Annotated in this window: 22 protein-coding genes; 5 read left to right on the top strand and 17 right to left on the bottom strand. The window is 68.6% G+C overall.

The genetic code is table 11. From position 1 onward, the window contains the following. Position 1: 1 nt before the first annotated feature. The 3 genes from H0B43_RS27555 to H0B43_RS27545 all read right to left on the bottom strand — a co-directional run bounded on the left by H0B43_RS27555 (position 2) and on the right by H0B43_RS27545 (position 4,309). Entirely contained in the window at positions 2–1,948 is a 1,947-nt protein-coding gene (locus H0B43_RS27555) for an FAD-dependent monooxygenase (protein WP_185725029.1), read from the bottom strand. Position 1,949: 1 nt separating this feature from the next. After that, positions 1,950–3,263 carry an MFS transporter gene (locus H0B43_RS27550; protein ID WP_185725030.1) on the bottom strand — a complete coding sequence of 438 codons (1,314 nt, stop codon included), beginning with the start codon at positions 3,261–3,263 and terminating at the stop codon, positions 1,950–1,952. A gap of 134 nt (positions 3,264–3,397) precedes the next feature. After that, entirely contained in the window at positions 3,398–4,309 is a 912-nt protein-coding gene (locus H0B43_RS27545; RefSeq protein ID WP_185725032.1) for a LysR substrate-binding domain-containing protein, read from the bottom strand. Positions 4,310–4,510: 201 nt separating this feature from the next. Between H0B43_RS27545 and H0B43_RS27540 the strand changes: the two genes are divergently transcribed. After that, positions 4,511–5,776: a hypothetical protein gene (locus H0B43_RS27540; RefSeq protein WP_185725034.1), complete on the top strand. Its 1,266-nt coding sequence runs from the start codon at positions 4,511–4,513 to the stop codon at positions 5,774–5,776. A gap of 45 nt (positions 5,777–5,821) precedes the next feature. Here H0B43_RS27540 and H0B43_RS27535 read toward each other — a convergent pair whose 3' ends face one another. The 8 genes from H0B43_RS27535 to H0B43_RS27500 all read right to left on the bottom strand — a co-directional run bounded on the left by H0B43_RS27535 (position 5,822) and on the right by H0B43_RS27500 (position 14,880). Then, entirely contained in the window at positions 5,822–6,637 is an 816-nt protein-coding gene (locus H0B43_RS27535) for a sugar phosphate isomerase/epimerase (RefSeq protein ID WP_185725035.1), read from the bottom strand. Further along, complete coding sequence (locus H0B43_RS27530) at positions 6,634–8,352, bottom strand: FAD-dependent oxidoreductase (RefSeq protein WP_185725037.1); 1,719 nt, start codon at positions 8,350–8,352, stop codon at positions 6,634–6,636. Before H0B43_RS27530 ends, H0B43_RS27535 begins: the two co-directional genes overlap by 4 nt. Then, positions 8,349–9,440, bottom strand: coding sequence for a Gfo/Idh/MocA family protein (locus H0B43_RS27525; RefSeq protein ID WP_185725038.1), 1,092 nt, complete (start codon positions 9,438–9,440; stop codon positions 8,349–8,351). The genes H0B43_RS27530 and H0B43_RS27525 overlap by 4 nt, the downstream gene beginning before the upstream one ends. Continuing rightward, positions 9,440–9,589 (bottom strand): hypothetical protein, encoded by a 150-nt coding sequence (locus H0B43_RS27520; protein WP_185725039.1) that lies wholly within the window; start codon positions 9,587–9,589, stop codon positions 9,440–9,442. Before H0B43_RS27520 ends, H0B43_RS27525 begins: the two co-directional genes overlap by 1 nt. After that, positions 9,586–11,538, bottom strand: a complete 1,953-nt coding sequence (locus H0B43_RS27515; RefSeq protein ID WP_185725040.1) for an FAD-dependent oxidoreductase — start codon at positions 11,536–11,538, stop codon at positions 9,586–9,588. Before H0B43_RS27515 ends, H0B43_RS27520 begins: the two co-directional genes overlap by 4 nt. Beyond that, positions 11,535–12,437 carry a shikimate dehydrogenase gene (locus H0B43_RS27510; RefSeq protein ID WP_185725042.1) on the bottom strand — a complete coding sequence of 301 codons (903 nt, stop codon included), beginning with the start codon at positions 12,435–12,437 and terminating at the stop codon, positions 11,535–11,537. Before H0B43_RS27510 ends, H0B43_RS27515 begins: the two co-directional genes overlap by 4 nt. Before the next feature lie 28 nt (positions 12,438–12,465). Continuing rightward, positions 12,466–13,830, bottom strand: a complete 1,365-nt coding sequence (locus H0B43_RS27505; protein ID WP_185725044.1) for an MFS transporter — start codon at positions 13,828–13,830, stop codon at positions 12,466–12,468. Between the two features lie 156 nt (positions 13,831–13,986). Beyond that, complete coding sequence (locus H0B43_RS27500) at positions 13,987–14,880, bottom strand: LysR family transcriptional regulator (protein WP_185725046.1); 894 nt, start codon at positions 14,878–14,880, stop codon at positions 13,987–13,989. Positions 14,881–15,027: 147 nt separating this feature from the next. Here H0B43_RS27500 and H0B43_RS27495 point away from each other — a divergent pair, with 147 nt between their 5' ends. Further along, positions 15,028–15,720, top strand: coding sequence for an SDR family NAD(P)-dependent oxidoreductase (locus H0B43_RS27495; protein WP_185725048.1), 693 nt, complete (start codon positions 15,028–15,030; stop codon positions 15,718–15,720). A gap of 1 nt (position 15,721) precedes the next feature. Here the strand turns inward: H0B43_RS27495 and H0B43_RS27490 are convergent, their stop codons facing one another. From H0B43_RS27490 to H0B43_RS27475, 4 genes are all read right to left on the bottom strand, one after another. Beyond that, on the bottom strand, positions 15,722–16,438 hold the full coding sequence (locus tag H0B43_RS27490; RefSeq protein WP_185725049.1) for a maleylpyruvate isomerase family mycothiol-dependent enzyme: 717 nt from the start codon (positions 16,436–16,438) through the stop codon (positions 15,722–15,724). A gap of 5 nt (positions 16,439–16,443) precedes the next feature. Next, positions 16,444–17,271 (bottom strand): fumarylacetoacetate hydrolase family protein, encoded by an 828-nt coding sequence (locus H0B43_RS27485; RefSeq protein WP_185725050.1) that lies wholly within the window; start codon positions 17,269–17,271, stop codon positions 16,444–16,446. Positions 17,272–17,276: 5 nt separating this feature from the next. After that, positions 17,277–18,353, bottom strand: a complete 1,077-nt coding sequence (locus H0B43_RS27480; RefSeq protein WP_185725052.1) for a cupin domain-containing protein — start codon at positions 18,351–18,353, stop codon at positions 17,277–17,279. A 62-nt stretch (positions 18,354–18,415) separates the two neighbouring features. Continuing rightward, positions 18,416–19,222 carry an IclR family transcriptional regulator gene (locus tag H0B43_RS27475; protein WP_185725054.1) on the bottom strand — a complete coding sequence of 269 codons (807 nt, stop codon included), beginning with the start codon at positions 19,220–19,222 and terminating at the stop codon, positions 18,416–18,418. A 48-nt stretch (positions 19,223–19,270) separates the two neighbouring features. Between H0B43_RS27475 and H0B43_RS27470 the strand changes: the two genes are divergently transcribed. The 3 genes from H0B43_RS27470 to H0B43_RS27460 all read left to right on the top strand — a co-directional run bounded on the left by H0B43_RS27470 (position 19,271) and on the right by H0B43_RS27460 (position 22,832). Next, positions 19,271–20,500: an aromatic acid/H+ symport family MFS transporter gene (locus H0B43_RS27470; protein WP_185725056.1), complete on the top strand. Its 1,230-nt coding sequence runs from the start codon at positions 19,271–19,273 to the stop codon at positions 20,498–20,500. A gap of 69 nt (positions 20,501–20,569) precedes the next feature. Continuing rightward, positions 20,570–21,772, top strand: coding sequence for an FAD-dependent monooxygenase (locus tag H0B43_RS27465; RefSeq protein ID WP_185725057.1), 1,203 nt, complete (start codon positions 20,570–20,572; stop codon positions 21,770–21,772). A 37-nt stretch (positions 21,773–21,809) separates the two neighbouring features. Beyond that, positions 21,810–22,832, top strand: a complete 1,023-nt coding sequence (locus H0B43_RS27460) for a magnesium transporter CorA family protein (RefSeq protein ID WP_185725058.1) — start codon at positions 21,810–21,812, stop codon at positions 22,830–22,832. Positions 22,833–22,849: 17 nt separating this feature from the next. Here the strand turns inward: H0B43_RS27460 and H0B43_RS27455 are convergent, their stop codons facing one another. After that, positions 22,850–24,427 carry an FMN-binding glutamate synthase family protein gene (locus H0B43_RS27455; protein WP_185725059.1) on the bottom strand — a complete coding sequence of 526 codons (1,578 nt, stop codon included), beginning with the start codon at positions 24,425–24,427 and terminating at the stop codon, positions 22,850–22,852. A gap of 51 nt (positions 24,428–24,478) precedes the next feature. Further along, the gene (locus H0B43_RS27450; RefSeq protein WP_185725060.1) at positions 24,479–25,102 is read right to left on the bottom strand and encodes a TetR/AcrR family transcriptional regulator; all 624 of its coding nucleotides are present in this window, start codon (positions 25,100–25,102) and stop codon (positions 24,479–24,481) included. Positions 25,103–25,108: the final 6 nt, after the last annotated feature.

The following is a 25,108-nucleotide window of genomic DNA, read 5'->3' as shown; positions in this document are numbered from 1 at the left end:
GCTAAGCGTCGGCACGTAGGTGCCGTGGAGTGCCGGAGCACACATTGCCACTCACGTGGGCGGCCGCGGCAAGCGCTTCCTCGAACTCCCGCTGCCCCGACTGCGATCCGAGCAGCAACGCGAGCCTGGTCAGGAACCCTTCGCGGTCTGATTCGCCCGCCTGGTCGAGTGCCTCCGACAGCCCCATCCATACGTTCTCGCGCAGCAGTTCCTCCGGGCTCGCGGCCGTGCCGGTGTGCGCGGGGACGACGCCCACCGCGGGGGCGGTCGCCGCACTCAGGTGCTCGTGCACCTCCCCGAGCAGCGACAGGTCGCGGACCCGGCACAGGACGAGCCCGTCCGGGCGGATGACGAAGCACTCGCCGGGGGACGCGCCGAGAGCGGCCGCGACCGCACCGTCGGGGTCGTCCAGGACCGTCAGGTCCGCCGCCGGGTCCACCACCGCACCGGGTGCGGGGACGACGATCGCCCGCACCGACTCCGGCGACAGCGCCGTCGACAGCGCGGCCGCGTGGGCTGCGACGACGTCGGCGACCGCGGCATCCACTCCGACACCGAGCACCGCGAAACCCGTTCCGCGGACCCGGTTCAGCGACGACTCCACCGACCCCTCGGCGGTGACGACGCGAACGCGCCTGTCCTCCAGCGGATCTCCGGGCAGCACGCCGGTCGTGCCCTCGGCCACCGGCCACGTCAGCGGGGACAGGTGCGCATGCGTGGCGCTGGACTGCCGCGGGTTGATGAGGTGACCGAATTCCGGACGGGCGGTCGCCAGTGCCAGGACGGCGTCGCGGGTGGTGCGGTAGCCGTGGCTGCCGGGCGACATGATGAGCGTCGACTTGCCCGCGTTGTCCACGTTCTGCTGCCAGGCGCTGCGCCGCTCGACCGAGTACGCCTGCAGCAGAGCCTCGTCCGCGGTGCCGTGGACGACGGCGGCCAGCGTCCAGGCGAGGGTCTCGGCGTCCTCCATTCCCGAGTTCAGCCCGCGGACACCGAAGATCGGCACCAGGTGGGCGGCGTCGCCGGCGAACAGGATGCGGCCGTGGGCGAAATCGTCCAGCGCGAGCGCGTGGGCGCGGTAGAAGCCGTGCCATTCGAGGGTCCACGGCACGTCGTTCTCGAGCCAGTCGAGGTGCCGGGTGATCCGGTCACGGATCCGGTCTTCCTGCGTCTCGAGTTCGGCGTCGTCGGCGCTGTCCAACTGATAGTCGATGCGCCAGATGTCGCGGGGCTGCTGATGCATGATGATCGTCGAACCGGGGTTGCTCGGCGGGTCGAACCACACCATCCGTTCGGCGGGCAGCGTCGATTCCCAGTGGATGTCGGCGATGACGTAGTTTCCCTGATAGCTGTTTCCCTGCAACCGGATTCCGGCCAGCTCGCGCATGCGGCTGCGGCCACCGTCCGCCGCGACCACCCACCGCGCGCGCAGCCGGCGCCTGCCGAAGGCGGTGTCGATGTCGAGTGTCACGTCGTCGTCCGACCGCAGGACCCCGGCGACGCTCGACGACCAGTGGAACGTGATCAGCGGGTGCTCGAGCAGCGTGTCGGTCATGATCTGCTCGATCTCGGACTGCGACACGTTGACCATGGGACCGCGGACGTCGTGCTCGCCGTGCGCCATCTCGAAGTGCAGCACCTGCTCGTCGCGGTAGAAACTGCGACCGCCCACCCAGGGGAGCACGATCTTCTCGAGTTGCGGTCCGAAGCCGAGCCGGGCCGCGACCTCGAGGCTGTGCCGTGAGATACAAATGGCGCGACTGCCGAACGACACCTGGTCGGCGGCCTCGAGTACGGTCACCGGGATGCCGCGCTGCGCGAGCCCGAGCGCGACCCCCATCCCGACCGGTCCGGCGCCCACGACGACGACGGGCAGGGCCTCGTCGGTCGCGGTGGTCGAGTCGAAATCCGTCGCCGGGTATTTCCGGGGCTGAAAGTAGGTGGACATGTCAGGCGGCCTGCGCTTTCCGTGCGATCGTGTTCGTTTCCGGGAGTCGCAGGATCGCGACGAGACTGATCAGGGCGATCACCACGAAATAGGCGGTGATCGCCGCGGAACTCCCGACGGCGCCGAACAGCCACGTCGCCATGAACGGTGCGAGCCCGCCGCCGAGGATGGCGCCGATCTGATAGCCGAGAGACGCTCCGCTGTACCGGATGTGGGCGGGGAAGAGTTCCGCGAACAGTGCCGACTGCGGTCCGGCGGTGGTGCCGAGCACCGCGGCCATCACGACCATCGCGGCCAGCATGACGGGGATCGACGCCGTGTCGATCAGCGGGAAGAACGCCGCCGCGACGATCACCAGCGCGACCGAACTCCACGTGTACACGCGGCGCCTGCCGAGAACGTCCGATTTCCAGGCCGAGATCGCCATGCCGGCCATCCACACCGGGCACGCGACGATCAGAAGGGTGAGCATCGTGGCGCGACTGAAGCCGAGTTCGTTCGTGCCGTACGTCAGCACGTAGACCATGAAGACGTAGGCGATGCCGTTGGTCGCGATGAACGTGCCCGCGGCGAGCAGCACGGTCCGCCAGTTCTTCGTGAGCACCTCGACGATCGGCATCTTCACGATCGTGTGGGTCTCCTTGGCCTCGGCGAAGGCCGGGGATTCGAAGACGCCGAGGCGAATCCACATCGCGACGCCGACGAGCACGGCGCTCATGAGGAACGGCACGCGCCAGCCCCACGTCTGGAACGCGTGGTCGGACAGCAGTTGCGTGACGCCGAGGAAGACGACGTTCGCCATGATCACGCCGGCGGGGACGCCCATCTGCGGTGCGGCGCCGTACAGTCCGCGTTTGCCTTCGGGGGCGTGCTCGGTGGCCATGAGAACGGCGCCACCCCATTCGCCGCCGACGCCGATTCCCTGGACGAACCGCAACGCCACCAGCAGGATGGGTGCGGCCACCCCGATCGCCTCGAAGTTCGGGAGCAGGCCGATGCCGACGGTCGCGGCGCCCATCATCGTGAGCGACAGCACCAGCATCGACTTGCGTCCGATGCGGTCGCCGAAGTGGCCCATGACGACGCCGCCGATGGGGCGGGCCACGAATCCGACCGCGAACGTCGCGAACGCGGCCAGGGTTCCGGCGAACGCGGACGCCCCCGGGAAGAATTGCGGTCCGATCACCAGGGCTGCGGCGGTGCCGTAGATGAAGAAGTCGTACCACTCGATCGCGGTGCCGACGAAGCTCGACAGGACTGCCCTGCGCGCTTCCTTGTGAGACACCGTCGGTGTCGCCTCGGTGATTGCCGTCATCGTCTGCCTTCCCGGTTCTGCTGCGCACACTTCCCGCGCTACGAAGAAAACAATGACCCGGCTCACAGGCTTTGAAAAGCGGGACTATCCCCCCATGAAATGCAGAAAATCCGTGGAAAGGCCGAGTGCGCTGTTCAGGCGGACACGAACCGGATGAAGGCCCGCGCGACTCTGCTCAGTGTGGCCTCCCGATGCCACGCGACGACCACCGCCACCGACGCCGGTTTCGGTTCGGCGATCGGTTTCACCACAACGGGCAGGCCCTCGTAGGTGACGTCCACCCGGGGGCGCTGGAGCAGCAGCGTCCACCCGAGACCTCGCCCGACGAAGGCCCGGGCCGTCTCGAAGTTCGCCGTCCGGTACGCCACCCGCGGCGCGAAGCCGGCCTCCCGGCAGACGTCCATCGCGTGGTTCGTGCTCGGCGGCGCATCGAGCAGCACCATCGGATGCTCGGCCAGATCGGCGAGACGCACCGGCCCGTCGACTCCCGCGAGCGGATGCTCCGCCCCGAGCACCACCATCGGCTCGCGGGTCATCAGCGGCACCGTCTGCCAATCCGAGGACAGGTCGAGGTCGTAGACGATGGCGACATCCAATTCACCGCCCTCGAGCTCCGTGCGCAACCGGTTCTGGGTGTCTTCCCGAAACTCCACCGACGCTCGCGGGTACTCGGTGGTGAACGCGTACAGCATCGACGGCAGGATCGTCGGCCCGAGCGCCGGGTAGCAGCCGACGGCGATCGGCCCCGCGACGACGCCGCCCTCCCCCGACGCGTCGGCCTGCAACTCCCCCGCCTGCTGCAGCAGGGCACGTGCCCGCGACAGCACCGCCTCCCCCGTGGGTGTCAGCTGCACTCCGCGGGCACGGCGGCGCACGCACAGTTGGGCCTTCAGAGCCTTTTCCAGATCCGTCACCGCCGCGGACAACGCCGACTGCGACAGATGCATCCGTTCGGCGGCGCCGCTGATCGTGCCCGTCTCGGCGACGGCCACGAACGCCGCCAGTTGGCGGATCGTGTATGCGGGGACGTGGTCGGATCGGGGCATGGAAGAACGGTAGCGCGGACGCCCGGTCTTTCACTGCGCTCGATCTTTCACTGCGCTCGATCTTTCACTGCGCTCGATCTTTCCTGCCCTCGATCTTCCCTGCGCTCGATCATTCCTGGCGCGCGAGCTTGCGAGAACCGAACTATCGGCACCTGCCCCGATGTTAATCTTGACGAAGTTCGCTGCGAAAGGCGCACGTCGATGAGTACATTCACTCGAAGAATGAGTTCGGCCATCGTGACGCTCACGCTCACCGCCGCCGCTCTGGTCGTCTCACCGCCGCTGGTGCACGGCTTCGCCGAGGACATCTGTTACACCGAAGACGGAGCGCCACCGCACAACTGCGCTCCCCTGCCCACCGACTGCCCGCTCAACGACCCCAACGGGCCGATCTGCGGCGTCGAGGCGTTCGCCCGCTACGGATTCACGTTGCGCCAACCGCTCGGCGGCCGGAGTCTCGTGCACTCGGATTCGACGTACATCATCGCCCGCACCGTCGGATTCTCGGAGCGGGACGCATATTGGATCGCAGCGTACGACGAAGCAACCGACCTCGGCACATTCGCCCCACGAGACGTCAACGGCCGCCTGGTTCCCGGCGCCGACGCATTGACGACCAAGGACATCAGCGGCCTGGTGCGCACCCATTTCGCCACCGGCGGGTTCCTCTTCCACTTCCTGCCCACGTTGCGCGGGCCGTCGGACCCCCAGCCGAACGGGCTGCAACCCGACGTCGACGATCCGCAGCACGAGATCATGCTGACGCACCTGCGGCGCTGGGCCCTGGCGGGACCGGGCAGCGACGCCCCGTTGTGCACAGGAGGTTTCACCAACCCCTCGGCCGACGGCGACTACGCCACGGGCACAACCTGTTACGGCGGTACCCAGCCGGTACAGATCAACGGAACGTACAGCGTGGAGACCCCCGTCGCCATCCCCTTCACCAACGATACCGGTGAGCAGGTCATCTCCGATAACGTGCGCTCGTCGCAATTCGACTCCTGGATCGGCAGCGATTCGTGGAATGCGCGGATGGGCATCTACATTCACGCTCTCGGTGATCGCATCTCGCACCACGTCTGCACCGATGCCGGGACGATCACGCCGCCGAGCCCGGCAAGTCCGGCGTTCGGGATCGGCCTGAACGTGCCCACCTGCGACCAGGGCCCCCACGCAATTCGCCACGAGTACGAGACCGGCGTGGATTTCGCCGGGCTCGCACCGGAAGACCGGACGACGGAGGCGGCGCTGTCGATGGTGTACGACGAACTCGTCGCGTTCGCGCGCGTGCGTGGAACGCTCGATGCACGCGCCACGGCCCCCGCGACCAAGACCGCGCTCGTGTCCGACGGACTGCTGCCTGCGCTCGAGATTCGGGAACCGGTCGAGCGGTTGACAGCCGTCACCGCGGTCGGCTGCCGTAGCGGCGTGCCGGCGTTCCCCGGCAACCCGGTGTGTCCCGCGTGACCGCGAACCCCTAGCCCCTGACGACTCGGACCCCCTCCTGGCGAGTCAGCGTCTCGCCGGTGAGAGAACGTCCCGGGTCGCTGCGACCAGCCGATCCAGCCACGCATCCGTGCCGACGGCCCGCCGGAGTGGTTCGTTGGGCAGTTCGATGCTCACCGGGAGGTCGGCGGGCAGCCGCGACCAGATGCCGGCGAGGTCGATGCCGCCGGTTCCCGGCACGAGCCGTTCCTCCCGGGCGTGGCGGATCAGTTCGGCGTCGTCGGTGGGCGCCGGCGCGGAGCCGTCGCACATCTGCGCGTAGTGCAGCCACTCACGGGGAATCGCCGCCACGTCGTCCAGCGTGGTCGTCGAACGGGCGGTGTGCAGCGCGTCGACGAGGACGCTGCGCGCCGGGCCGTCGGCCTGCGACACGATCTCGACGGCCGCGGTCGCGTCCGGCACCGCGGTCCACGGCATGAATTCGAGACTCGCGACGATCCCGTAGGTGGCGCACAGTTCCGCGAGCCGGGCATAGGAGTCGGTGAGCCTCGAGCGGTCGCGGTCGTCGCCGCCGACGAGAACGGCCTCGGCCCCCAGCCGCGCCCCCGCCTCCAGCAGCGGCACATAGGCTTTCGCGTCGAAATCGGCTCCTAACCGGATGATCTCGAGGTCGAACACCGTCACCGGCGAATCCGCGAGCCGCCGCACGAGGGCGTCGAGCGCGGCGTCGTCCTCGTGCAGCGGGTAGGCGGTGGTGCCCGGTGCCGCGGGCAGCAACCGGATGCCGATGGTGTCGAACCCGTGCTTCTCGGCGAGGTCGACCTGCTCGAGCGGAGCCGTATCCAGGACGGTGAGGGCGGCGAGGCCGAGTGGGGCGGTCATCGGGAAACTCCTGTCGTCGAGGCGAGCCGGCGGCCGGTGAGGTAGCCGAAGGTCATGGCCGGGCCGAGGTTGATGCCGCCGGACGGGTAGTGCCCGCCCATCACGCTGGCCTGGTCGACGCCGACGGCGAACAGGCCGTCGACGGGTTGGTTGTCGTCGTTCAGCACTCGCGACGTCGCGTCGGTGACCAGACCGGCGAACGTGCCGAAGCTGCCGGGCACCACCTTCACAGCGTAGAACGGGCCTTCCTCGAGCGGGGCGAGCGCCGGGTTCGGCCACGGGTTGTCGGGGTCGCCGGAAGCGACGGTGAACGGGGTGGTGCCGCGGCCGAATTCGGGATCGACACCGTCGCGGGCGCCCTCGTTGAACGCCGCGACCGTCTTCTCCAGACCATCCGGGGCGACGCCGATCTTCTCCGCGAGTTCGCGGACCGTGCGGCCCCGGGTGAGGTACCCCGACTTCAGGTACGGCCACGTCGGGATCGGCAGCGGCTTGGCCATGCCGAGGGGGAAGTACCGCAGGTAGCGCTGGTCGGCGATCAGCCAGGAGCACACCTCCTCGCCGTCGGGCACCTGCTCGACCATCGCGAGGGTGTAGTCGTGGTAGCCGAGCCCCTCGTTGACGAAGCGCCGCCCGTCCGCGAGAATGCCGATGGCGCCGGGCTTTCCGCGGTCGAGGATGTGCGGGAACACGCCCTCCTTGCCGTTGCGGTACCGGATGAGCGACACCGGGCAGTACGCGACCGGGGACGCGAGCGAGCGGTCCAGCCGTCCGCCGACGGATTCGCCGAGGGTGATGCCGTCGCCGGTGGTCGTCGACGGGGTGAGAGTCCAGTGCTCACGGCCCGTGGGGGTGCGGGGAAAGAGTTCGCGTCGCCGGTCCAGGTCGTGGGTGAAACCACCCGTCGCGAGAACCACCCCGCGGCGCGCGTGCACCGTGTACGCGCCGTCGGGACCGTCCAGCCGGACACCCGTGACGCGACCGTCCGCGTCGGTGGTCAGCGCGGTGGCGGCCGTGCCGACCCGGATCTCGACACCCGCGTCCAGCGCCGACCGCAGCAGCCGGCCGACGAGCGCGGTGCCGTTGACGAGTTGCTGGCCGCGCTGCTTGGTGGCGAGGTCGAACAGGTGCGTCGACACCCGTTTCGCGCAGTGCAGGAACGCCTTCGCCGAGCGGGTCGAGTGCAGGAACGCCTGCAGGTCGGGGCCGGCCATGATGCCCATGCCGAGGAACGACGTCTCGTAGAGCTGGCGACGCAGCAGCGGCGCGACGTCGGGTCCGAGCGTCCGCAGGCTCACCGGCTTCGGTCCCACCGAGCGGTGACCGGTACCGGCACCGGGGGTGTCGCCGTGGATGTCGGCGATCTTCGCGCCCGGAACGAACTGCAGGGCGGTCTGCTTCTCGAAGAACTCGACCATCTCGGGGGCGCCGTCGAGAAGTGCGTCCACCTTGCCGGCGTCGAAGTTGTCGCCGAGCCGGTGCTCGAGGTAAGTGCGCGGCCCCGAGCGGTCCTCGTGCACGCCGTCCGCGTGCGCGAACAGGTTCCGCGGCGTCCACATCCAGCCGCCGGACCATGCCGTGGCACCGCCGCACGTCTCCGCCTTCTCGGCGACGAGCACGGATGCGCCGCCGTGCGCTGCCGCGATCGCCGCGGACAGACCGCCCGCGCCGGAGCCGATGACGACGACGTCGTAGGTGGTGGTGTCGGGGGTCATCGGTTCTCCTTGATGGTGGCGAGGGTGGGGACGGGTGCAAGGTTCACGACCCGGCCGGTGCGCGACGACTCGTAGACGGCGGCGACGATCGCGAGCGAGGCGCGGGCGTCGCGTCCGGTGACGGCGGGGGCACGGCCGGTGAGGACGGCATCGGCGAAGTCCTGCACCTGCAGCGTGTGGAAGTCGGCGAGTCCGGCGTTGACGTCTCCGACGTCGAGGTTGGCGTGAACGCCGGGTGAGAAGGGTGTGCGGAACTCCAGTTCGCTACGAAGGGTCCAGATCTCGTTGACCCCCTCCCGTCCCTCCGGGAACTCGAGGACACTGGCGATCGCGCCGGTCTGCCCGATCACGGTGACCCGGTTTCCGAGATTGTGGTTGGCACCGGTCGTGGCGGTAACGGTGGCCGTCCCGCCCGACGCGAACGAGACGACGGCGGACGCACTGTCTTCGGTCTCGATATGCTCCCCGTGTGTATGGGTGCGGATGAAGCCGCTCACCGAGACCGCCTCGCCCATGAACCACTGCAGCATGTCGATCTGGTGCACGGCCTGCGTCATGAGGACGCCGCCGCCGTCGGTGTCCCAGCGGCCACGCCACGCGTCGGCGGAGTAGTACGTCGACGGGCGGTGCAGAAGCACCGACGCCTCGCCGAGCACCGGGACGCCGAGACGACCGTCGTCGATCGCGGCCTTGATCCGCCGGGCGGCGGGCCAGAACCGACGCTGGAACAGCACCCCGAACGTGATGCCGGCGTGGTCGGCGGCCTCGATCATCCGGTCGGCCGCGGCGACGTCGACGGCGATCGGCTTCTCGCACAGCACGTGGATGGCGGCCTCGGCCGCCGCGACGACCACCTGTTCGTGGACGGGATGCGGAGTGCAGACGGTGCACGCGTCGAGGCCCAGGTCGAGTAGTTCCGCCATCGAGCGCACCGCCCGGCCGATGCCGTGCGCCGCCGCAAATGCCTGGGCGCGGTCGAGGTCGGGGTCGCAGCATCCGATCACCTCGACGCCGGGCACCTGCTGCAGTGCCTGCGCGTGGTTGCCGGCGATCTTGCCGCAGCCGACGATGCCGATGCGTAGTGCCATCAGAAGTGTTCCTCCGTTTCGACGTCCCGGCAGGCGATCATTCCCTCGAACGCCGCGACGTACCGGTCGAGACGCGGGAGCGGCCACGTACCGAGTCCGACCGGCGGCATGGTGGTCCGGATCGGTGTCGCAGCGGTCACCGCACTCATGCCGTCACCTCGGCTCGGGCGTCGGCGGCGGCCGTGATCTTCGCGGCGACGTCCACGGCGGTGACGAGGGCGGCGTGGAGGGAGCCGCCGTCACCACTGGCGTCACCGACCGGGTGGACGCCGAGTCGCGGTGCCAGCGAACGCAGTTCGGCGATCAGGTCGGCACGCGGTTCGACGCCGTGCGAGATCAGCAGTTCGCCGGGTGCGTCGACGGTGCGCTCCTCGCCGCCGGTCGAGATCACCACCCGGTCGGCTTCCACCCGCGTGACGATCGACGACAGGTGGGTGGTGAGGTTCTCGCTCGCCGCGAGGCGCGGTAGCAGCACGATCTTGCCGCGTCGGCCGACGTCGTGGGCGATGGTCTCCTGCGGTCCGATCATGACCACCGTCGTGCCCTGCTGGAGCAGGTCGTCGGCGACGGCGGCGGCCTCGCGGTCGGCGCCGAAGATCGTGATCGATTCGGGCGCAGGGTCTCCGGAGGCGAGGAACTCCCGCACGTCGCGGACCGTGCGGGTGTCGGCGCCGGGGATGTCGACCTGGGGTCCCCGGCCGCCCGTCGCGAGCACGATCGCGTCGACGTCGAGGCCGGCCAGTGCCGCGGCGTCGACCAGTGTCCCGGTGTGGCAGGTGACGTCGAGGTCGGCGAGTTCGGCGCGGTACCAGTCGACGATCCGAGCGTACTCGGGATATTCGTGCAGCCGCGACGCCAACGCGAAATCGCCACCGACGCTGTCGCGTTCGTCGTAGAGGTCGACGCGGTGCCCGGCGAGGGCGAGGTCGCGGGCCGCGGCCATGCCCGCGGGCCCGGCTCCGACGACCGCGACCCGCACCGCGACGGCCGCGGGCTTCGACGGCTGCTCGAGTTCCCGGCCCACCCACGGGTTGACCGAGCACGGAACGGGTCCGGCGGCAAGGCTGTCGATGCAGTAGTTGCACGCGATGCACGGCCGGTAGCGGCCGCCGTCCAGCGCGCGGTTCGGGAAGTCCGGGTCGGCGTGCAGGGTGCGGGCCATGCTCACGAAGTCGGCCTGACCCGACTCGATGATGCGGGCGGCGACGTCGGGTGAGCTGATCCGGCCGGCGACACCGATCGGGATGTCGAAGTCCCGCGTGTAGGGCTCGGCGTACGGCGCGAGCAGGCCGCGCTGCCATTCACCGGGCTGGATGATCCACTGCCCGGATTCGTAGTTGCCTGCCGAGACGTCGAGGAAGTCGAGGCGGTCGGTGTCGATCGCGTCGATGCGCGCGCGGGTGGTGGCGGCGTCGAGACCGCCGTCGATTCCCTCGAACGCCGAGAAGCGCAGTCCGAGAGCGATACCCGGCGCCATCGTGCGGACCGCGTCGATCACCCGGTTGACGAAGAGGGTCGGGTCGGCCCACTCGTCGTCGCGGTGGTTGTAGGCGGGCGAGAGGAACTGGTGGATGAGGTAGCCGTGCCCGCCGTGCAACGAGATCACGTCCACCCCGGCCTGCCGGCAACGCGCCGCCGCCTCGCCGAAGCATTCGATGATGTGCTCGATGTCGTCGCTGTCGAGTTGTTCCGGCATCTCCCCACCGACCACGGCGCACGGGATCGGCGACGGAGCGACGGGGACGAATCCACTGACGGCGCCCTGCGCGGTGCGGCCGCCGTGGTTGAGTTCGACGCCCACGAGTGCACCGTGCGCGTGGATCGCGTCGGTCATCTTCGCGATTCCGGGAATGCGTTCGTCGACGTCGACGCCCATCTGCCGGATGCGGCCCTTGCCGTCGGCGCGGACGTAGCTGGCCTCGGTGAACACGAGTGCGGCACCGCCGGCGGCGCGGCGCTCGAGGTACGCGATGTAGTCGTCGGTCATCGTGCCGTCGACCTCGCAGTAGTTGCGTTCCATCGGCGCCGACACGAAGCGGTTGCGCAGTCGCAGTCCGCCCAGGTCGAGCGGGGCCGCGAAGGCGGGCGGGGTGGTCATCGGGACTCCTCGAGGAGGGTCGGGACACCCTGCGCGGCGAGGAGATCACCGAGGTGGCGTCGCATGCGTTCGGGGTCGGGACGAATCCCGGTGACGAGCGCGAACGTGTCGGCGGCCTGAGCGACGAGCATCTGCCCGCCGTCGAGCACGTCGCAGCCGAGAGCGATTGCGGCCGAGATCAGTTCGGTGCGCAACGGGCGGTACACGATGTCCGCGACCCACAGTCCCGGGTGCAGCGCGTCGGGGTCGAACGGTGTTCCCGGGTGTCCGACCATACCGATCGGCGACGCGTTGACGACGCCGTCGGACGACCGCAGGGCACCGGCGATCGCGTCGACCGGGATCGGAGTGGTCCGGGTCGACGGGAAGGCGGCGGCCACCCGGGCGCACACGTCGGCGGCACGGGCCGGGTCGGCGTCGGCGATCCGCAGGTCCCGGACACCGGCCGCGGCGAGTGCGTACGCGACCGCCGAACCCGCCCCGCCGGCACCGGCCAGGACCACGCGGCCCAGCGACGCGTCGGGCAGCCCGCGCCGCAGGGCGGCGAGGAAGCCGCTGTGGTCGGTGTTGTGGCCGATCAGCCTGCCGTCGCGGACGACGACGGTGTTGACGGCGCCGAGGAGGCGCGCGTCCGCCGACAGTTCGTCGAGGGCGTCCACGACCACCTGCTTGCACGGGTGCGTGACGTTGAGGCCGGTGTAGCCGACGGCGACGGCGTCGCGCAGGACCGTGCCGGCGCTGTCGGCCGGGACCCCCGAGACGTCGAGGTCGATGAGGTCGTAACGGTAGCCGGTGAGGCCGAGGGCGTCCGCCTCGTGCGTGTGCAGCGTCGGTGACAGGGACGTGGCGATCCCTGCCCCGACGAGGCCGATACGGTGGCGGCTGGGTTCGGGGCCCATGAGAATTCTCCTGCGTAGTTCGGGCCGGTCAGGCGTCGTTGCGGACGAGTGCCTCGGGCGGGGCGGCGACCGCCTCGGTGCGGGGCTCGCCGAGTTGGTCGGTGGGCGTGCGGTACGTCTCGGGACCGGTGAGTGCGGCAACCGAGGACAGCAGCGCGAAGCCCAGGCACATCCACGCGACCGGGGTCCAGTTCGCGGTGTCGCCCGCCGACAGCCACTGCGCGATGGCCGGAGTGAAACCGGCGACCAGCAGTCCCAGCATGAGGCTCACGGCCATGCCCGTGTACCTGACCTTGGCGGGGAACTGCTCCGGGAAGTACGCCGGGTACACGCCGTTGGGCATCGCGTAGAACAGGCCGATCAGGACGATGCCCGACGCGAATACCATGGGTGCGCTTCCGGTTCCGATGGCGTAAAAGAACACGAACACCATGACCGCGGAGCCGACGGCACCCGTCACGAAGACCGGTTTGCGGCCGATCCGGTCGGCGAGCATGCCGAACAGCGGCTGGGTCAGCACTGCGACGAAGTTGGCGGTGGCGATGGCCCACAGCATCGTCGAACGTTCGAACCCGGCGACCTGCACGGCGTACGCCAGCGCGAAGACGTTGACGATGGTGTTGATCATCGCAAAGGTCGCGCTGAGGCTGATGCGGATCACGGTGCGCCAGTGCGAGCGGAACATCTCGACGACGGGGATTCCCGCCGTGTCTTCGTGTTCCTTCAGTTCTTCGAACACCTCGGGCTCGTCGAGCTTGCGGCGCAGCCAGACGGCGACGCCGGTCACGACGATGCTGAGCAGGAACGGCACCCGCCAACCCCAGGAATAGAGATCGTCGTCCGGCAGGGCCGCCACGGGGATGAATACCAGACTGGAGACGACGATGCCGAACATGATGCCGCTCATCGTGAACGAGGTGAAGAACGAGCGGCGGCGGTCCGGGGCGTGCTCGAGCGTGAGAGCGGACGATCCGGGCGACTCGCCGCCGGCGGACAGTCCCTGCAGCAGTCGCAGGAACACGAGGATGATGGGTGCGGCGATGCCGATCTGGTGGTACGTGGGCAGACAGCCGACGACGACGGTCGAAATGCCCATGAGCAGCAGGCAGGCGAGGAGCGAGTTCTTGCGGCCGTAGCGATCGCCGAGATGTCCCCACAGCACTGCGCCGAGCGGACGGGCGATGTAGGCGACACCGAGCGTGCCGATCGACAGCAATGTCGCGGTGGCTCCGCCGCCGGGAAAGAAGATCCGGGGAAAGACGAGCGCGGCCGCCGATCCGTAGATGAAGAAGTCGTAGTACTCGAGTGTGCTGCCGAGGAAACCCGAGACGGCCGCCCGGCGGGCGTTCTCGTTCGGTTGTCCCCCGGTGTCGCGAGTAGACGTGCGTGCCATGGTGTTCCTTTCGTCCCAGGGATCCGGGACGCCGCGAGGGCTGACTTCGGGGGGGGTGACTCACCTCACACGAAGATCCGGACCGTGACGAGCGTGTCACGGCTGACTATGTCGCGTCCAACACCGAAAAAGTCTCAGATAAAGACCGAAAATGTCTTACTCGGGGGTGGGGAGGATTTCCTCCGACACCCGCAGGGCCACGGCGAGCGCATCGGACACCCGGCGAGGCGACCAGGCGAGACCGTGGTTCATGTAGATCGGGTCGCCGGTGAGCGGAACGAACACCGTGCCCGGGGGTGTGATCGCGGCGATCCCCGAGGTCATGAGGGCGACCCCGACGCCCGTGGCCACCAGCATCAGGATCATGTACGGGTCGGTGATCTCCTGGACCACCCGCGGCCGGAAGCCGGCGTCGACGCACGCCCGCATCGCGACCTCCTGCAGCGCGGAACCCGCGGACAGCGGGGTGGTGACGAAGCCGTCGTCGGCCAGGTCGCGCAGGTCGATCCGCTGCTCACCGGCCAGCCGGTGGTCGGACGGCAGGACGGCGCCGAACGCCTCCCGGCGGATCAGCCGCGTCGACACCGAGGCCGTCTCGACCGGCAGTCCGACGAAGGCGAGATCGAGTGCCCCGCTGTCCAATTGGGTCACCGCGTCGCGGGTCATGATGCGGCCGACGAGCGTGAGTTCGATATCGGGGTAACGCTGCCGCAGCGCCCTGGTGAGCGGGGGAAGCGACAGGTGGTTGAGCACGCCGGTGAAACCGATCCTTATCCGTCCGTACACGCCGCCCGCGGAGGCACGGGTGGCCTGCCGGGCGGTATCGACACTCTCGAGGATGCGGTAGGCGTGCGGCAGGAAGGCATGACCGCCCGCGGTGAGAGCGACGCTGCGGGTGCTGCGCTCGAACAACGGCACCCCGAGGTCTTTCTCGAGTTTGCGCACGGTCTGACTCAGCGGCGACTGCGCCATCTGGAGCCGGGCCGCGGCCCGGCCGAAATGCAGTTCCTCGGCGACGGCGACGAACGCCTGGATCCAGCGGATCTCCACGAAAGCTCCTCCGGTGAGAACGACGGGCGGGCTTGACGATTGTCGCTCACGTCATATATCCAGATTCATACACAGTGTGGAAAGGATCATGCCGATTTCACACATAGAGTAAGACTACTGTGCACTCAGCGCGCGAGGAGAATTCAGATGCTCACCTACCCCGACGGCGCGACTGCCCTCGTCACCGGCGGCGCGAGCGGAATCGGCGCGGCCTGCGCGAAGCGACTGTCCGACGACGGCCTCCGAGTCGTCACCGCCGACATCGCGGCGGGTGCCGACGAGCGCCTGGACGTCACCGATCCCGACGCCGTCAACGCTCTCCGCACCCGGCTGGGGCGGGTGGACATCCTCGTCAACAGTGCCGGCGTCGTGGGACCGTCGGCCCCGCTCGTCGATATCGGCCTGGACGACTGGCGGCGCACGTTCCGCATCAATGTCGACGGAACGTTTCTCCTGTGCCGGGCGTTGGTGCCCGCCATGGTCGAGGCCGGCTGGGGGCGGATCGTGAACCTCGCGAGCATCGCGGCGAAGGACGGCAACCCCGGACAGAGTGCATACTCGGCGTCCAAGGCTGCCGTCATCGCCCTCACGAAATCGCTCGGCAAGGAGGTCGCGACCACCGGCGTCCTCGCCAATGTGGTGGCCCCGGCCGCCGTGGAGAGCCCGATGAACGCCGGCACCGATCCGGCGATCCTCGCCCGCTCGCAGAGTCTCACCCCGATGGCCCGGATGGGGCGGCCGGAGGAGATCGCCGAACTCGTCGCCTGGCTGTCGTCGACGGCGCTCAGCTTCTCCACCGGGGCCGTCTACGACGCGAGCGGCGGCCGGGCGTCGTACTGACTCACAGCCAGTGCGGGGGTTGAGCGTCCGCGCCGGAGGTGAGACCGACGGCGCCGCGGCCGGCGGCCCAGCGCACCACGGACGCGAGGGAACCGCCGACCTTCGTGGATGACGGCGAATCCGGTTGCACCGCAATGGGTACGCAGCCGTCGAACGCGAGAACCAGGCCGGCGCCGAGGTCCTTCTTCTGCCACATCCCGACGATGTCGGTGAGCAGCGAATCCAGGACGACGTCGGGGAAGTCACCGAACCGGCCGCCGTTACCGAGATCGGCGGCGTGGATCCACACCTCCCGCGTCCGCATCCACGCCGTCTCCGACACCGGCACCAGGCGGCCCTGCGCGGTGCGGACCTGCGCGTCCCACGCCGAGGCGGGCAGATGCCGCCACTTCTCGTCGAGCCGGGCGACGGTGTGATCGAACAGGTTCCGCAGCGCCGCCGCCGACAGGGTGGCACCCTCGTCGATCTCGGTGCCCCGCTGCTCCGGCGAGGCGTACATCGGCGTCTCCACCCCGGTGGCCGCCCAGTCCAGGAGCCGGCACAACGCCGCCGCGTTGTACCCGACATGCGCCACCAGATGTTTGCGCGACCACCCCGCCAACAGGGTGTCACCGGTCAGGTCGCCGTCGGTCAACTCCGCCAGACGCTGCGCGAAATACGCCGTGCCGCGGCGGGCGATCAGCAACCGCTCCGGCAACGGCAGATCCTGAAACGACATGGCCCCTACTTGACGATCGTCTTGTTGCGCACGCTGCCGAGTCCCTCGATGCTCACCTCGACGGTCTGCCCGTCCTGGATGTAGAGACCGGGCTTGCGGGCGTGCCCGACCCCACCCGGGGTGCCGGTGATCACCACATCACCCGGCTGCAACGTCACGATGTGTGAGATGTACTCCACCAGCTTCGCCGGGGTGAACACCAGATCGTCGGTGGTGGTGCTCTGCACCACCTGCCCCTCCAGTGTCGTGACGAGGGCACCGCCGAACGTGTAGGAGTCGGTGGTCGTGAGGAACGGTCCGAATCCGCTGGTCTTCTCGAACGTCTTGCCCTGATCCCACTGCAGGGTGCGGTACTGGTAGTCCCGCATCGTGTAATCGTTCATCACCGAATACCCGGCGATGTACTGCTCGGCGTCCGCCTCGGACACCTGGTAGGCCTGTTTGCCGACGACGAACGCCAGCTCCCCCTCCCAGTCCAGCTGGGCGGCCGCATACGACGGGACGATCACGTCGTCATAGGGACCGGTGAGCGCTTCCTTGAACTTCGAGAAGAGGGTGGGGTACTGCGGCAGATCCCGGCCCATCTCCTTGATGTGGTTGGCGTAGTTCAACCCGACGCAGATGATCTTCCCCGGGGACGGGACCACCGGGGCATAATCCGCGCCGTCGAGTTCCACGGTGGCTCCGGATGCGTTCTCGGCCAGGGCGTTCCAGTCCGGATCGGCCAGCAGCGCGGACAGGTCGGTGAACCCGTCGACGATCGTGGCGGTGGTATCGGAATCGACGCGCACGGCGACGGTGGTCCCGGCGCGGCGCAGGGTGGCAAGCTTCATGAGATTCAGGCTCCTTCGGAAATGTACGTACGGTGCAGATGCAGGCGTTCGACGATCGGGGCGTCGGAGAACGCGAACAGGTCGAACTCGGTGTCGGCCTGGATGGACCACTCCGTCCAGGACGGGACCACGACCATGTCGCCCTTCCCGACGACGTGTTCGGTGCCGGCGAGCAGGAAGCGCCCCTCGCCCTCGAACACCTGGTAGACGGTGGACCCGACGTCACGCCGCGGCCGGGTGTGCGCGTCGGCCCGCAGCCGGTGGAACTCGGCGCGGATGGTCGGCATCACGTCGCCGCCGGTGGTGGGATTGGTGTAGCGGACGGCGGCGTGACCGGGTTCGGTGGTCGCCGCATACCCCTCGTCCTCCAGGGCCAACTGCTCGCGCAAGGCTGCGTCGGTGTGCTCCCATCGGTACGCGGCGATCGGCGAGGACGTCTTCGCGTCCAACCCGACCAGCGGCCGCAGCCCCGGATGCGCCCACAACCGCTCCGACCGGGACACGTCCGGGGTGGAGTCGTCGGTGACGTTCTCGGACCCGAATTCGAAGAACCCGGTGTCGGTGTAGTGCACGAACGGGATGTCGAGCCCGTCGATCCACGCCATCGGCTGATCGGTTTCGTTGTGGTGGCCGTGGAAATGCCAGCCCGGGGTGAGCAGGAAATCGCCGCGGCGCATCGCAACCGGATCGCCGTTGACGACCGTCCACACCCCTTCGCCCTCGACGACGAACCGGAACGCGTTCTGCGCGTGCCGGTGCTCGGGGGCGACCTCCTTCGGGCCCAGGTACTGGATGGCCGCCCACAGCGTCGGTGTCACGTACGGCACCCCACCCAGGCCGGGATTGGCCAGGGCGATCGCGCGGCGTTCCCCGCCGCGGCCGACCGGCACCAGATCCCCGGCGCGCTGCGCCAGCGGATACAGCGTCGACCACTTCCACACGAACGGCACCGCCCGCGACGCCGGCGTCATCGGCATCAAATCACCGAGCTGAGTCCACAACGGATTCAGGTGTTCGCTCTCGAAGTCCCGGTACAGCTGGGCGAGGGGTGCGTCGTCGATGTGCGGTTCGGTAGCGGTCATGGCGTCAACGCTAGGAGCGCGGGTGCCGCCGCCGGGAGGATATTCTGCTGTGCAGAATCAGGTCAGGGTGCGAGGTCCGCGATGTCCACCTCCAGTTCGCGGATCGCGTTCTTTATCTGCGACACCAGCGGACCCTGCGAATGCTGACGGAACCGCGTGATCGGCACGGCCACGGTCATCGCTCCGACAGCCGTACGCGCCCGGTTCCGGATTGCAACACCGAACGCCGCGACACCCTCCTCGGTCTGCTGCACGTTGAGCGCGAACCCGACGGCACGGGCCGCGGACAACTCACGGCAGAAGCGCTCGAAGGCGTCCGCCGACAGCCGGCGGTCGCCCCACTCCCGCTCGTCGTCGGTCAGATCCGGGGGCCGCAAGTACAACTGCTCGAGAATGTCCCGCGGCAGTTCTGCCAGCAGAATCCGCCCTCCCGCAGTCAATTCCGCGTCGAGCACCTGCCCCTGACGGTCGCCGACGCGCAGCATTCCCGTCGACTCCGCGGACGAGAGGAACCGCGCCTGCGTGCCGACCCGGATCACGAGGTTGACGGTTTCACCGCACAGGATCGCAAGCGCCTCCATGTGCGGCCGGCACAGGTCGGTGAACTCGCGCGTCCACCCGCGCCGGGCGGGACCGGCGCCCATCGCCGAACCGGGGTGGTACATGCGCTTCTCGTCCTGAACCGCGAACCCGCGGTACACGAGCATCGCCAGCAACCGGTGCGCGGTGGACGGCGCGATACCGAGTTCCTCAGCGGCGTCCTTGAGGCGCAGTCCCCCGACGTCACGCAGCATCTGCAGCAGGCGCAGCGCGTTGTCGACGGACTCCAACATGTAGGTCGGCTTCTCGATTGTCCGCTTTTTCTGCACAGCAGAACTCTATTGCACGCACCCTGTGCGCCGCATCACCCTCGAATCATGCTCCTTACCGCCACCTCCGTAGCGCCACCGGTGAACCGCGTCGGCCTCGACCGCAAGGCCACGATCGCCGTTGTCGTCTGCTGGCTCTTCGTGGTCTTCGACGGTTACGACCTCATCGTCTACGGCAACGTCATCCCGAGCCTGCAGAAGGAATGGGGCATCAGCGCCGCCACCGCGGGCACTCTCGGCAGCCTCGCGTTCCTGGGAATGATGATCGGCGCCGTCCTCGCGGGCCGACTCTCCGACGTAGTGGGACGCAAGCGCGCGGTGATCGGGTGCGCGATCGTCCTGTCGGTGTTCACCGCGCTGTGCGCCCTGGCGACCGGTCCCGTAATGTTCGGCGCGCTGCGCCTGATCGCCGGTCTCGGACTGGGCGGCCTCGTCCCCACGTCGAATGCGCTTGCCGCAGAACTTGTTCCCGCGAAGTGGCGGGCTGCGGTGGCCACGATGATGATGTCCGGGGTTCCCATCGGCGGTTCGATCGCGGCACTGCTCGGCATTCCGGTGATCCCGCACTGGGGCTGGGAGCCGATGTTCCTGTTCGCTCTGATCCCGCTCGTCGTGCTCGTCCCCCTCGCGTGGAAGACGCTTCCGGACCGCACGATGCCGGCCACCGGGTCCACCCCGAATCGGGTGACCGGTTTCGGCGCACTACTCGGTGCCCGTTTCCGTTCCGTCAGCATCATGTTCGCACTCGCGACGGTGGTGACCCTGCTCGCCTGGTACGGCCTCGGGACGTGGCTGCCCAAGCTCATGCAGGGTGAGGGCACCGATCTGGGCAGCGCGCTCACCTTCGCGCTGGCACTGAATCTGGGCGCGGTGGCCGGGTCGTTCGTGACCGCCTGGGGCGGCGTCCGATTCGGCACGATACCCACCAGCATCGTCGCCGCACTTCTCGCGGGTCTCGCCCTGCCGGCATTGCTCACGAATCCGCCGGTGGCGCTGGTCTACGTCATCTTCGTCCTCGCCGGTGTCGGGACGCACGGAACCCAGTGCCTGATCATCGCCGCGGTCGCGTCGTACTACCCCGACCATCTGCGGGGCACGGCCCTCGGCTGGGCGCTCGGCGTCGGCCGGGTCGGCGCCGTGGCCGCTCCGCAGATCGGTGGCTGGCTGCTCGCCGCGGGACTCGGCGCCGATTCGAACTTCGTCCTCTTCGGCGTCAGTGCCCTCGTCGCCGCACTGCTGCTCACCGTGATCGGGCGCCGCTTCCCCTCCCCCACGTGAGTGCCGCCGTGTGCCCCGGCACGCACTGCCACTGACCTGCCCCCGAACGCTCGAACAGAAGGAACTGTCATGTCGAACCTGCAGGACGCACGCATCATCATCGCCGGAGGCGGGATCGGCGGCGCAGCCAACGCCCTCGCACTCGCGCGGAGAGGAGCGAACGTCACCTTGTTCGAACGCGCCGCCGAATTCGGTGAGGTCGGCGCCGGACTGCAGGTCGGACCGCACGGAGCCCGCATCCTCGACTCCTGGGGCGTGCTCGACGACGTTCTCTCCCGCGCCTTCCTGCCGAAGAACATCGTGTTCCGCGACGCGATCACCGCGGAGGTGCTCACCAAGATCGACCTCGGCTCCGAGTTCCGGGCCCGATACGGCGGTCCGTACTTCGTCACGCATCGCAGCGACCTGCACGCGACGCTCGTCGACGCGGCCCGCGCGGCGGGCGCCGAACTGCGCACCGGGGTCACCGTGACCGACGTGGTCACCGACGGCGACAGTGTTCTCGTCACCACCGACGACGGACACACGCACGAGGCCGACATCGCCCTCGGCATGGATGGTCTCAAATCCCGCCTGCGGGCCAAGATCTCGGACGACGAGCCGGTGTCGTCCGGCTACGCCGCCTACCGCGGCACCACCGCGTACCAGGACGTGGACCTCGACGAGGACATCGAGGACGTGGTCGGATACATCGGACCGCACTGCCACTTCATCCAGTACCCGCTGCGCGGTGGTGAGATGCTCAATCAGGTCGCGGTGTTCGAATCCCCCGGTTACCGGCAGGGTGTCGAGAACTGGGGCGGTCCGGAGGAACTCGAACAGGCGTACGCGCACTGCCACGAGAACGTCCGTCGCGGAATCGACTACCTGTGGAAGGACCGCTGGTGGCCGATGTACGACCGCGAGCCCATCGAGAACTGGGTGGACGGCCGGATGATTCTCCTCGGCGACGCCGCGCACCCGCCGCTGCAGTATCTGGCCTCGGGAGCCGTGATGGCGATCGAGGACGCAAAATGCCTCGCCGACTACGCGGCCGAGGACTTCTCCGCGGGCGGCGGGAACGCCGCGTGGCCGCAGATCCTGAAGGAGGTCAACACCGAACGCGCACCGCGCTGCAACCGCATCCTCACCACCGGGCGGATGTGGGGCGAGCTGTGGCATCTGGACGGCACCGCCCGCATCGCGCGCAACGAACTGTTCCGCACCCGCGACACCTCGAGCTTCAGGTACACCGATTGGTTGTGGGGTTATTCGTCCGATCGCGCGTCGTAACCGCCTCCCGGCCCATCCGGTTCGGCAGACTGGGTGAGTGACCCTCAACCTGGTGCGAACCCGTGTATGGCGCGATGGGCAGTGCGTGGGTGAAAACTTTCCGCTCGCCGACGTGTCCGAGATGATGCGGGACGAGAACGCACTCGTGTGGGTCGATCTGTGCGACCCTGACCACGAGTGCCTGACCGAGTTGGCGAACGAACTGTCGCTCGATCCGAACGCCGTCGAGGATGCCGTCGCTCGCGGTGAGCGACCGAAGGCGACGCGCTATGCGGGCCACGCGTTCGTGACCGCATATGCCACCTGGTTCGACGCCGAGGACGCCGTCACGCTCGGCGTCCTCGATTCACGGCTCCGGCTCAGCCGCGTCTCGGCGTTCGTCCTGTCGAACGGGATCATCACGGTGCGGCGGGACGACCGGTTCGACATGTCGCAGGTGGTGGAGCGCTGGGAGGAGTACCCCGCGCTGCTCACACCGGGTTTTGGCGCACTCGCGCTCCTGTACGGTCTGCTCGACGCCGTCGTGGACGGACAGTTCGAGACGATCGAGACGATCGACGACGCGATCGAAGCGCTCGAGGAGGGACTGTTCGACGAGTCCGCGCGGACAAAGGAGATCCAGCAGCGCACGTACCGGTTGCGGAAGGAACTGGTGCAACTGCGTCGCGTCGTACTGCCGATGCGGGAGGTGGTGGGCACCGTCATCCGCGGGCGGGCCGAATCCGAACACGATCGGTCGCCGGTTCTCGACAGCCTGTACACCGACCTCTACGACCACGTGACGCGCGCCGCCGAGTGGACGGAGTCGTTGCGCGACATGGTGGTGACCGTGTTCGAAACGAATCTGTCGCTGCAGGATGCACGGCTCAACACCGTCATGAAGAAGCTCACCGGGTGGGCGGCCATCATCGCGGTGCCCACCGCGGTGACCGGGTGGTTCGGTCAGAACGTCCTGTTCCCTGGAGTCGGTCAGGTGTCGGGGACGATCGTCAGCACCGTCCTGATCGTGACATCCGCGAGCCTGCTCTACATCCTGTTCAGCCGGCGCGACTGGCTGTAGTCCAGAGAGGCACGCCGTCAGGGTGCCGTCTTCGCTCCTGGTGACCCGGTCTCGCCCGGGGGGACCCCGGCGGCCTCGGTCATCAGGCGGGTGATCTCGGCGCGGTCGGCGTCACCGGGGAGTCCCCAGCCGGTCCGGTAACCGTAGAGGTCGGCGAGCGTGATCGAATGCCGGTTGCCGTCCGCGACCTCGACATCCGATGCGGTGATCAAGCCGGGGTGTGCGACTCCACACGCCTCGGCCACCTTGAATACGTCCCGACGCAACGCCCGCAGATAGTTCGCGGCCCGGACGGATTTGACGTCGGAATCGAGACCGTGTGCGAGCCAGGGGTTTTGAGTCGCAACACCCGTCGGGCACCGATCGGTGTGGCACTTCTGCGCCTGGATGCACCCGACCGCGAGCATCGGCTCACGGGCCACGTTGATCAGGTCGCACCCGAGCGACATGGCCGCCACGGCATTGTCGGGCAGGCCGAGCTTGCCCGAACCGATGAACGTGATGTCGTCGGTCAGCCCGGCTTCCGCAAACTTGGCGTAGACGCGCGCGAAGCCACTTCGGAACGGTAGCGAGACCGCATCCGTGAACACCAGCGGCGCGGCGCCTGTGCCGCCCTCACCCCCGTCGATGGTCACGAAGTCGACCCCCCGTCGAGAGTTGCTCATCGCATCGATCAGCTGGTCCCAGAACGTCGGATCGCCGACGGCGGACTTGATCCCGACCGGCAGTCCCGTCTCGGCGGCGAGGAGCTCGACCCAGTCGAGCATGCTGTCGACGTCGCGGAAGGCTGTGTGTCGTGATGGGCTGATGCAGTCACGGCCCTCCGGCACACCCCTGATCTCGGCGATCTCCGGCGTCACCTTCGCCCCCGGCAGGAGACCCCCGAGACCCGGTTTGGCTCCCTGGCTGAGTTTGATCTCGATTGCCCGCACCGGCGCCGACTCGACCAGCGCCCGAAGCCTTGCCAGGTCGAACCGACCGTCTGCGTCGCGGCAACCGAAATACGCGGTCCCGATCTGGAAGATCAGATCTGCGCCGTTCCGGTGGTATCGGGAGATTCCACCCTCGCCGGTGTTGTGCAGGCAGTCGGTGGCAGCGGCACCACGATTGAGAGCGATCACGGCCGCGGACGACAGCGCCCCGAAACTCATCCCCGAAATGTTCACGATGGAGCGCGGGCGGAAGGCGTGTGCCCGGCCGCGGGCGGCGCCGAGCACCTTCGCCGACGGAATCTCGAGATGTTCGTCGGCATGGGGCACCGCCGAGGGAGGAATCTCCGAGAACGTCCGGTGCTTGATGATCGTGTAACCGTCGGTGAACTCGATATCGTTGTCCGTGCCGAAACCGAACGTGTCGGTCACCCGCTTCGACGACGCGTACACCCAGCGACGCTGGTCTCTGGTGAAGGGTCGTTCCTCGTCGTTGCCGGTCGTAATGTATTGCCGGAGCTCCGGACCGAGCGACTCCAGCAGATATCGGCCGTGCCCGACCACAGGAAAATTCCGAAGCAGCGCGTGACGTCGCTGAACAAGGTCGTACGACGCGACCGCAGCGGCGACGGCGGCCGGAATCGCCAGAGCATTCCACCGCTTCATGAACTCACCGTACGCGCGTCCCGGCGCTCGGACCGGCTCCTCGCGGCAATGTCACCCCGGCATCGACCCCGACGCCGGGGCCTCCCGCGATACCGCCAGCAGGACGCGCAGTGCGTCGGTGACCACCTGCGCGGAGATGGTGGGATCGATGGCGCGCTGAATACCCAGTCCGACACCGAGCCCGAGCATGCTGCCGGCCACATCCTCCGCAGGAAGCGGCAGCACCACCCCGAGTGACTCGGTGAACGACTTCAGCAGCGACACGGTGATCTCCCGCGCGACCCCGAGGGTGGCGGTGAGTGCGTCGCGCAGTTCGGGATCGTGGCGGGACAACACGATCAGCTCGAATTCGAGCATGGTCCACCCGACGTCGCCGAGCGTCTTCTCCGCCCAGGCCTGGAACGCCGCGAGTCGCTCCTCCGTCGTGTCGCCGCCGCCGAGTGCGTCCGCGATTTCCTGTCCCTTGGTGGTGTGGATGAGGCCGAGCACCTCGAGGCACAGTTGCTTCTTGTTCTTGAAGTTGGAGTACACCGCGCCTTTGGAATAGCCGGCCACGTCGGCCACCTTGCCGAGCGACGTCGCCGCGTATCCGTCGGCCAGGAAGAGGTCGCGTGCAGTCGCGACGAGATGCGCCCGCGTCTGCGCCTGACTCTCCGACCTGGTCATTCGTGCCATGTCCAC

The sequence above is a fragment of the Rhodococcus sp. 4CII genome (genome assembly GCF_014256275.1).
GTDB classification, from domain to species: domain Bacteria; phylum Actinomycetota; class Actinomycetes; order Mycobacteriales; family Mycobacteriaceae; genus Rhodococcus_F; species Rhodococcus_F wratislaviensis_A.
This window is presented reverse-complemented; position numbering and strand designations above follow the sequence as displayed.

Bases quoted from the DNA above. Each gene is read 5' to 3' on its own strand.
- H0B43_RS27555 (WP_185725029.1), bottom strand. From the start codon at position 1,948: ATGTCCACCTACTTTCAGCCCCGGAAATACCCGGCGACGGATTTCGAC.
- H0B43_RS27550 (WP_185725030.1), bottom strand. From the start codon at position 3,263: ATGACGGCAATCACCGAGGCGACACCGACGGTGTCTCACAAGGAAGCG.
- H0B43_RS27545 (WP_185725032.1), bottom strand. From the start codon at position 4,309: ATGCCCCGATCCGACCACGTCCCCGCATACACGATCCGCCAACTGGCG.
- H0B43_RS27540 (WP_185725034.1), top strand. From the start codon at position 4,511: ATGAGTACATTCACTCGAAGAATGAGTTCGGCCATCGTGACGCTCACG.
- H0B43_RS27535 (WP_185725035.1), bottom strand. From the start codon at position 6,637: ATGACCGCCCCACTCGGCCTCGCCGCCCTCACCGTCCTGGATACGGCT.
- H0B43_RS27530 (WP_185725037.1), bottom strand. From the start codon at position 8,352: ATGACCCCCGACACCACCACCTACGACGTCGTCGTCATCGGCTCCGGC.
- H0B43_RS27525 (WP_185725038.1), bottom strand. From the start codon at position 9,440: ATGGCACTACGCATCGGCATCGTCGGCTGCGGCAAGATCGCCGGCAAC.
- H0B43_RS27520 (WP_185725039.1), bottom strand. From the start codon at position 9,589: ATGAGTGCGGTGACCGCTGCGACACCGATCCGGACCACCATGCCGCCG.
- H0B43_RS27515 (WP_185725040.1), bottom strand. From the start codon at position 11,538: ATGACCACCCCGCCCGCCTTCGCGGCCCCGCTCGACCTGGGCGGACTG.
- H0B43_RS27510 (WP_185725042.1), bottom strand. From the start codon at position 12,437: ATGGGCCCCGAACCCAGCCGCCACCGTATCGGCCTCGTCGGGGCAGGG.
- H0B43_RS27505 (WP_185725044.1), bottom strand. From the start codon at position 13,830: ATGGCACGCACGTCTACTCGCGACACCGGGGGACAACCGAACGAGAAC.
- H0B43_RS27495 (WP_185725048.1), top strand. From the start codon at position 15,028: ATGCTCACCTACCCCGACGGCGCGACTGCCCTCGTCACCGGCGGCGCG.
- H0B43_RS27490 (WP_185725049.1), bottom strand. From the start codon at position 16,438: ATGTCGTTTCAGGATCTGCCGTTGCCGGAGCGGTTGCTGATCGCCCGC.
- H0B43_RS27485 (WP_185725050.1), bottom strand. From the start codon at position 17,271: ATGAAGCTTGCCACCCTGCGCCGCGCCGGGACCACCGTCGCCGTGCGC.
- H0B43_RS27480 (WP_185725052.1), bottom strand. From the start codon at position 18,353: ATGACCGCTACCGAACCGCACATCGACGACGCACCCCTCGCCCAGCTG.
- H0B43_RS27470 (WP_185725056.1), top strand. From the start codon at position 19,271: ATGCTCCTTACCGCCACCTCCGTAGCGCCACCGGTGAACCGCGTCGGC.
- H0B43_RS27465 (WP_185725057.1), top strand. From the start codon at position 20,570: ATGTCGAACCTGCAGGACGCACGCATCATCATCGCCGGAGGCGGGATC.
- H0B43_RS27455 (WP_185725059.1), bottom strand. From the start codon at position 24,427: ATGAAGCGGTGGAATGCTCTGGCGATTCCGGCCGCCGTCGCCGCTGCG.
- H0B43_RS27450 (WP_185725060.1), bottom strand. From the start codon at position 25,102: ATGGCACGAATGACCAGGTCGGAGAGTCAGGCGCAGACGCGGGCGCAT.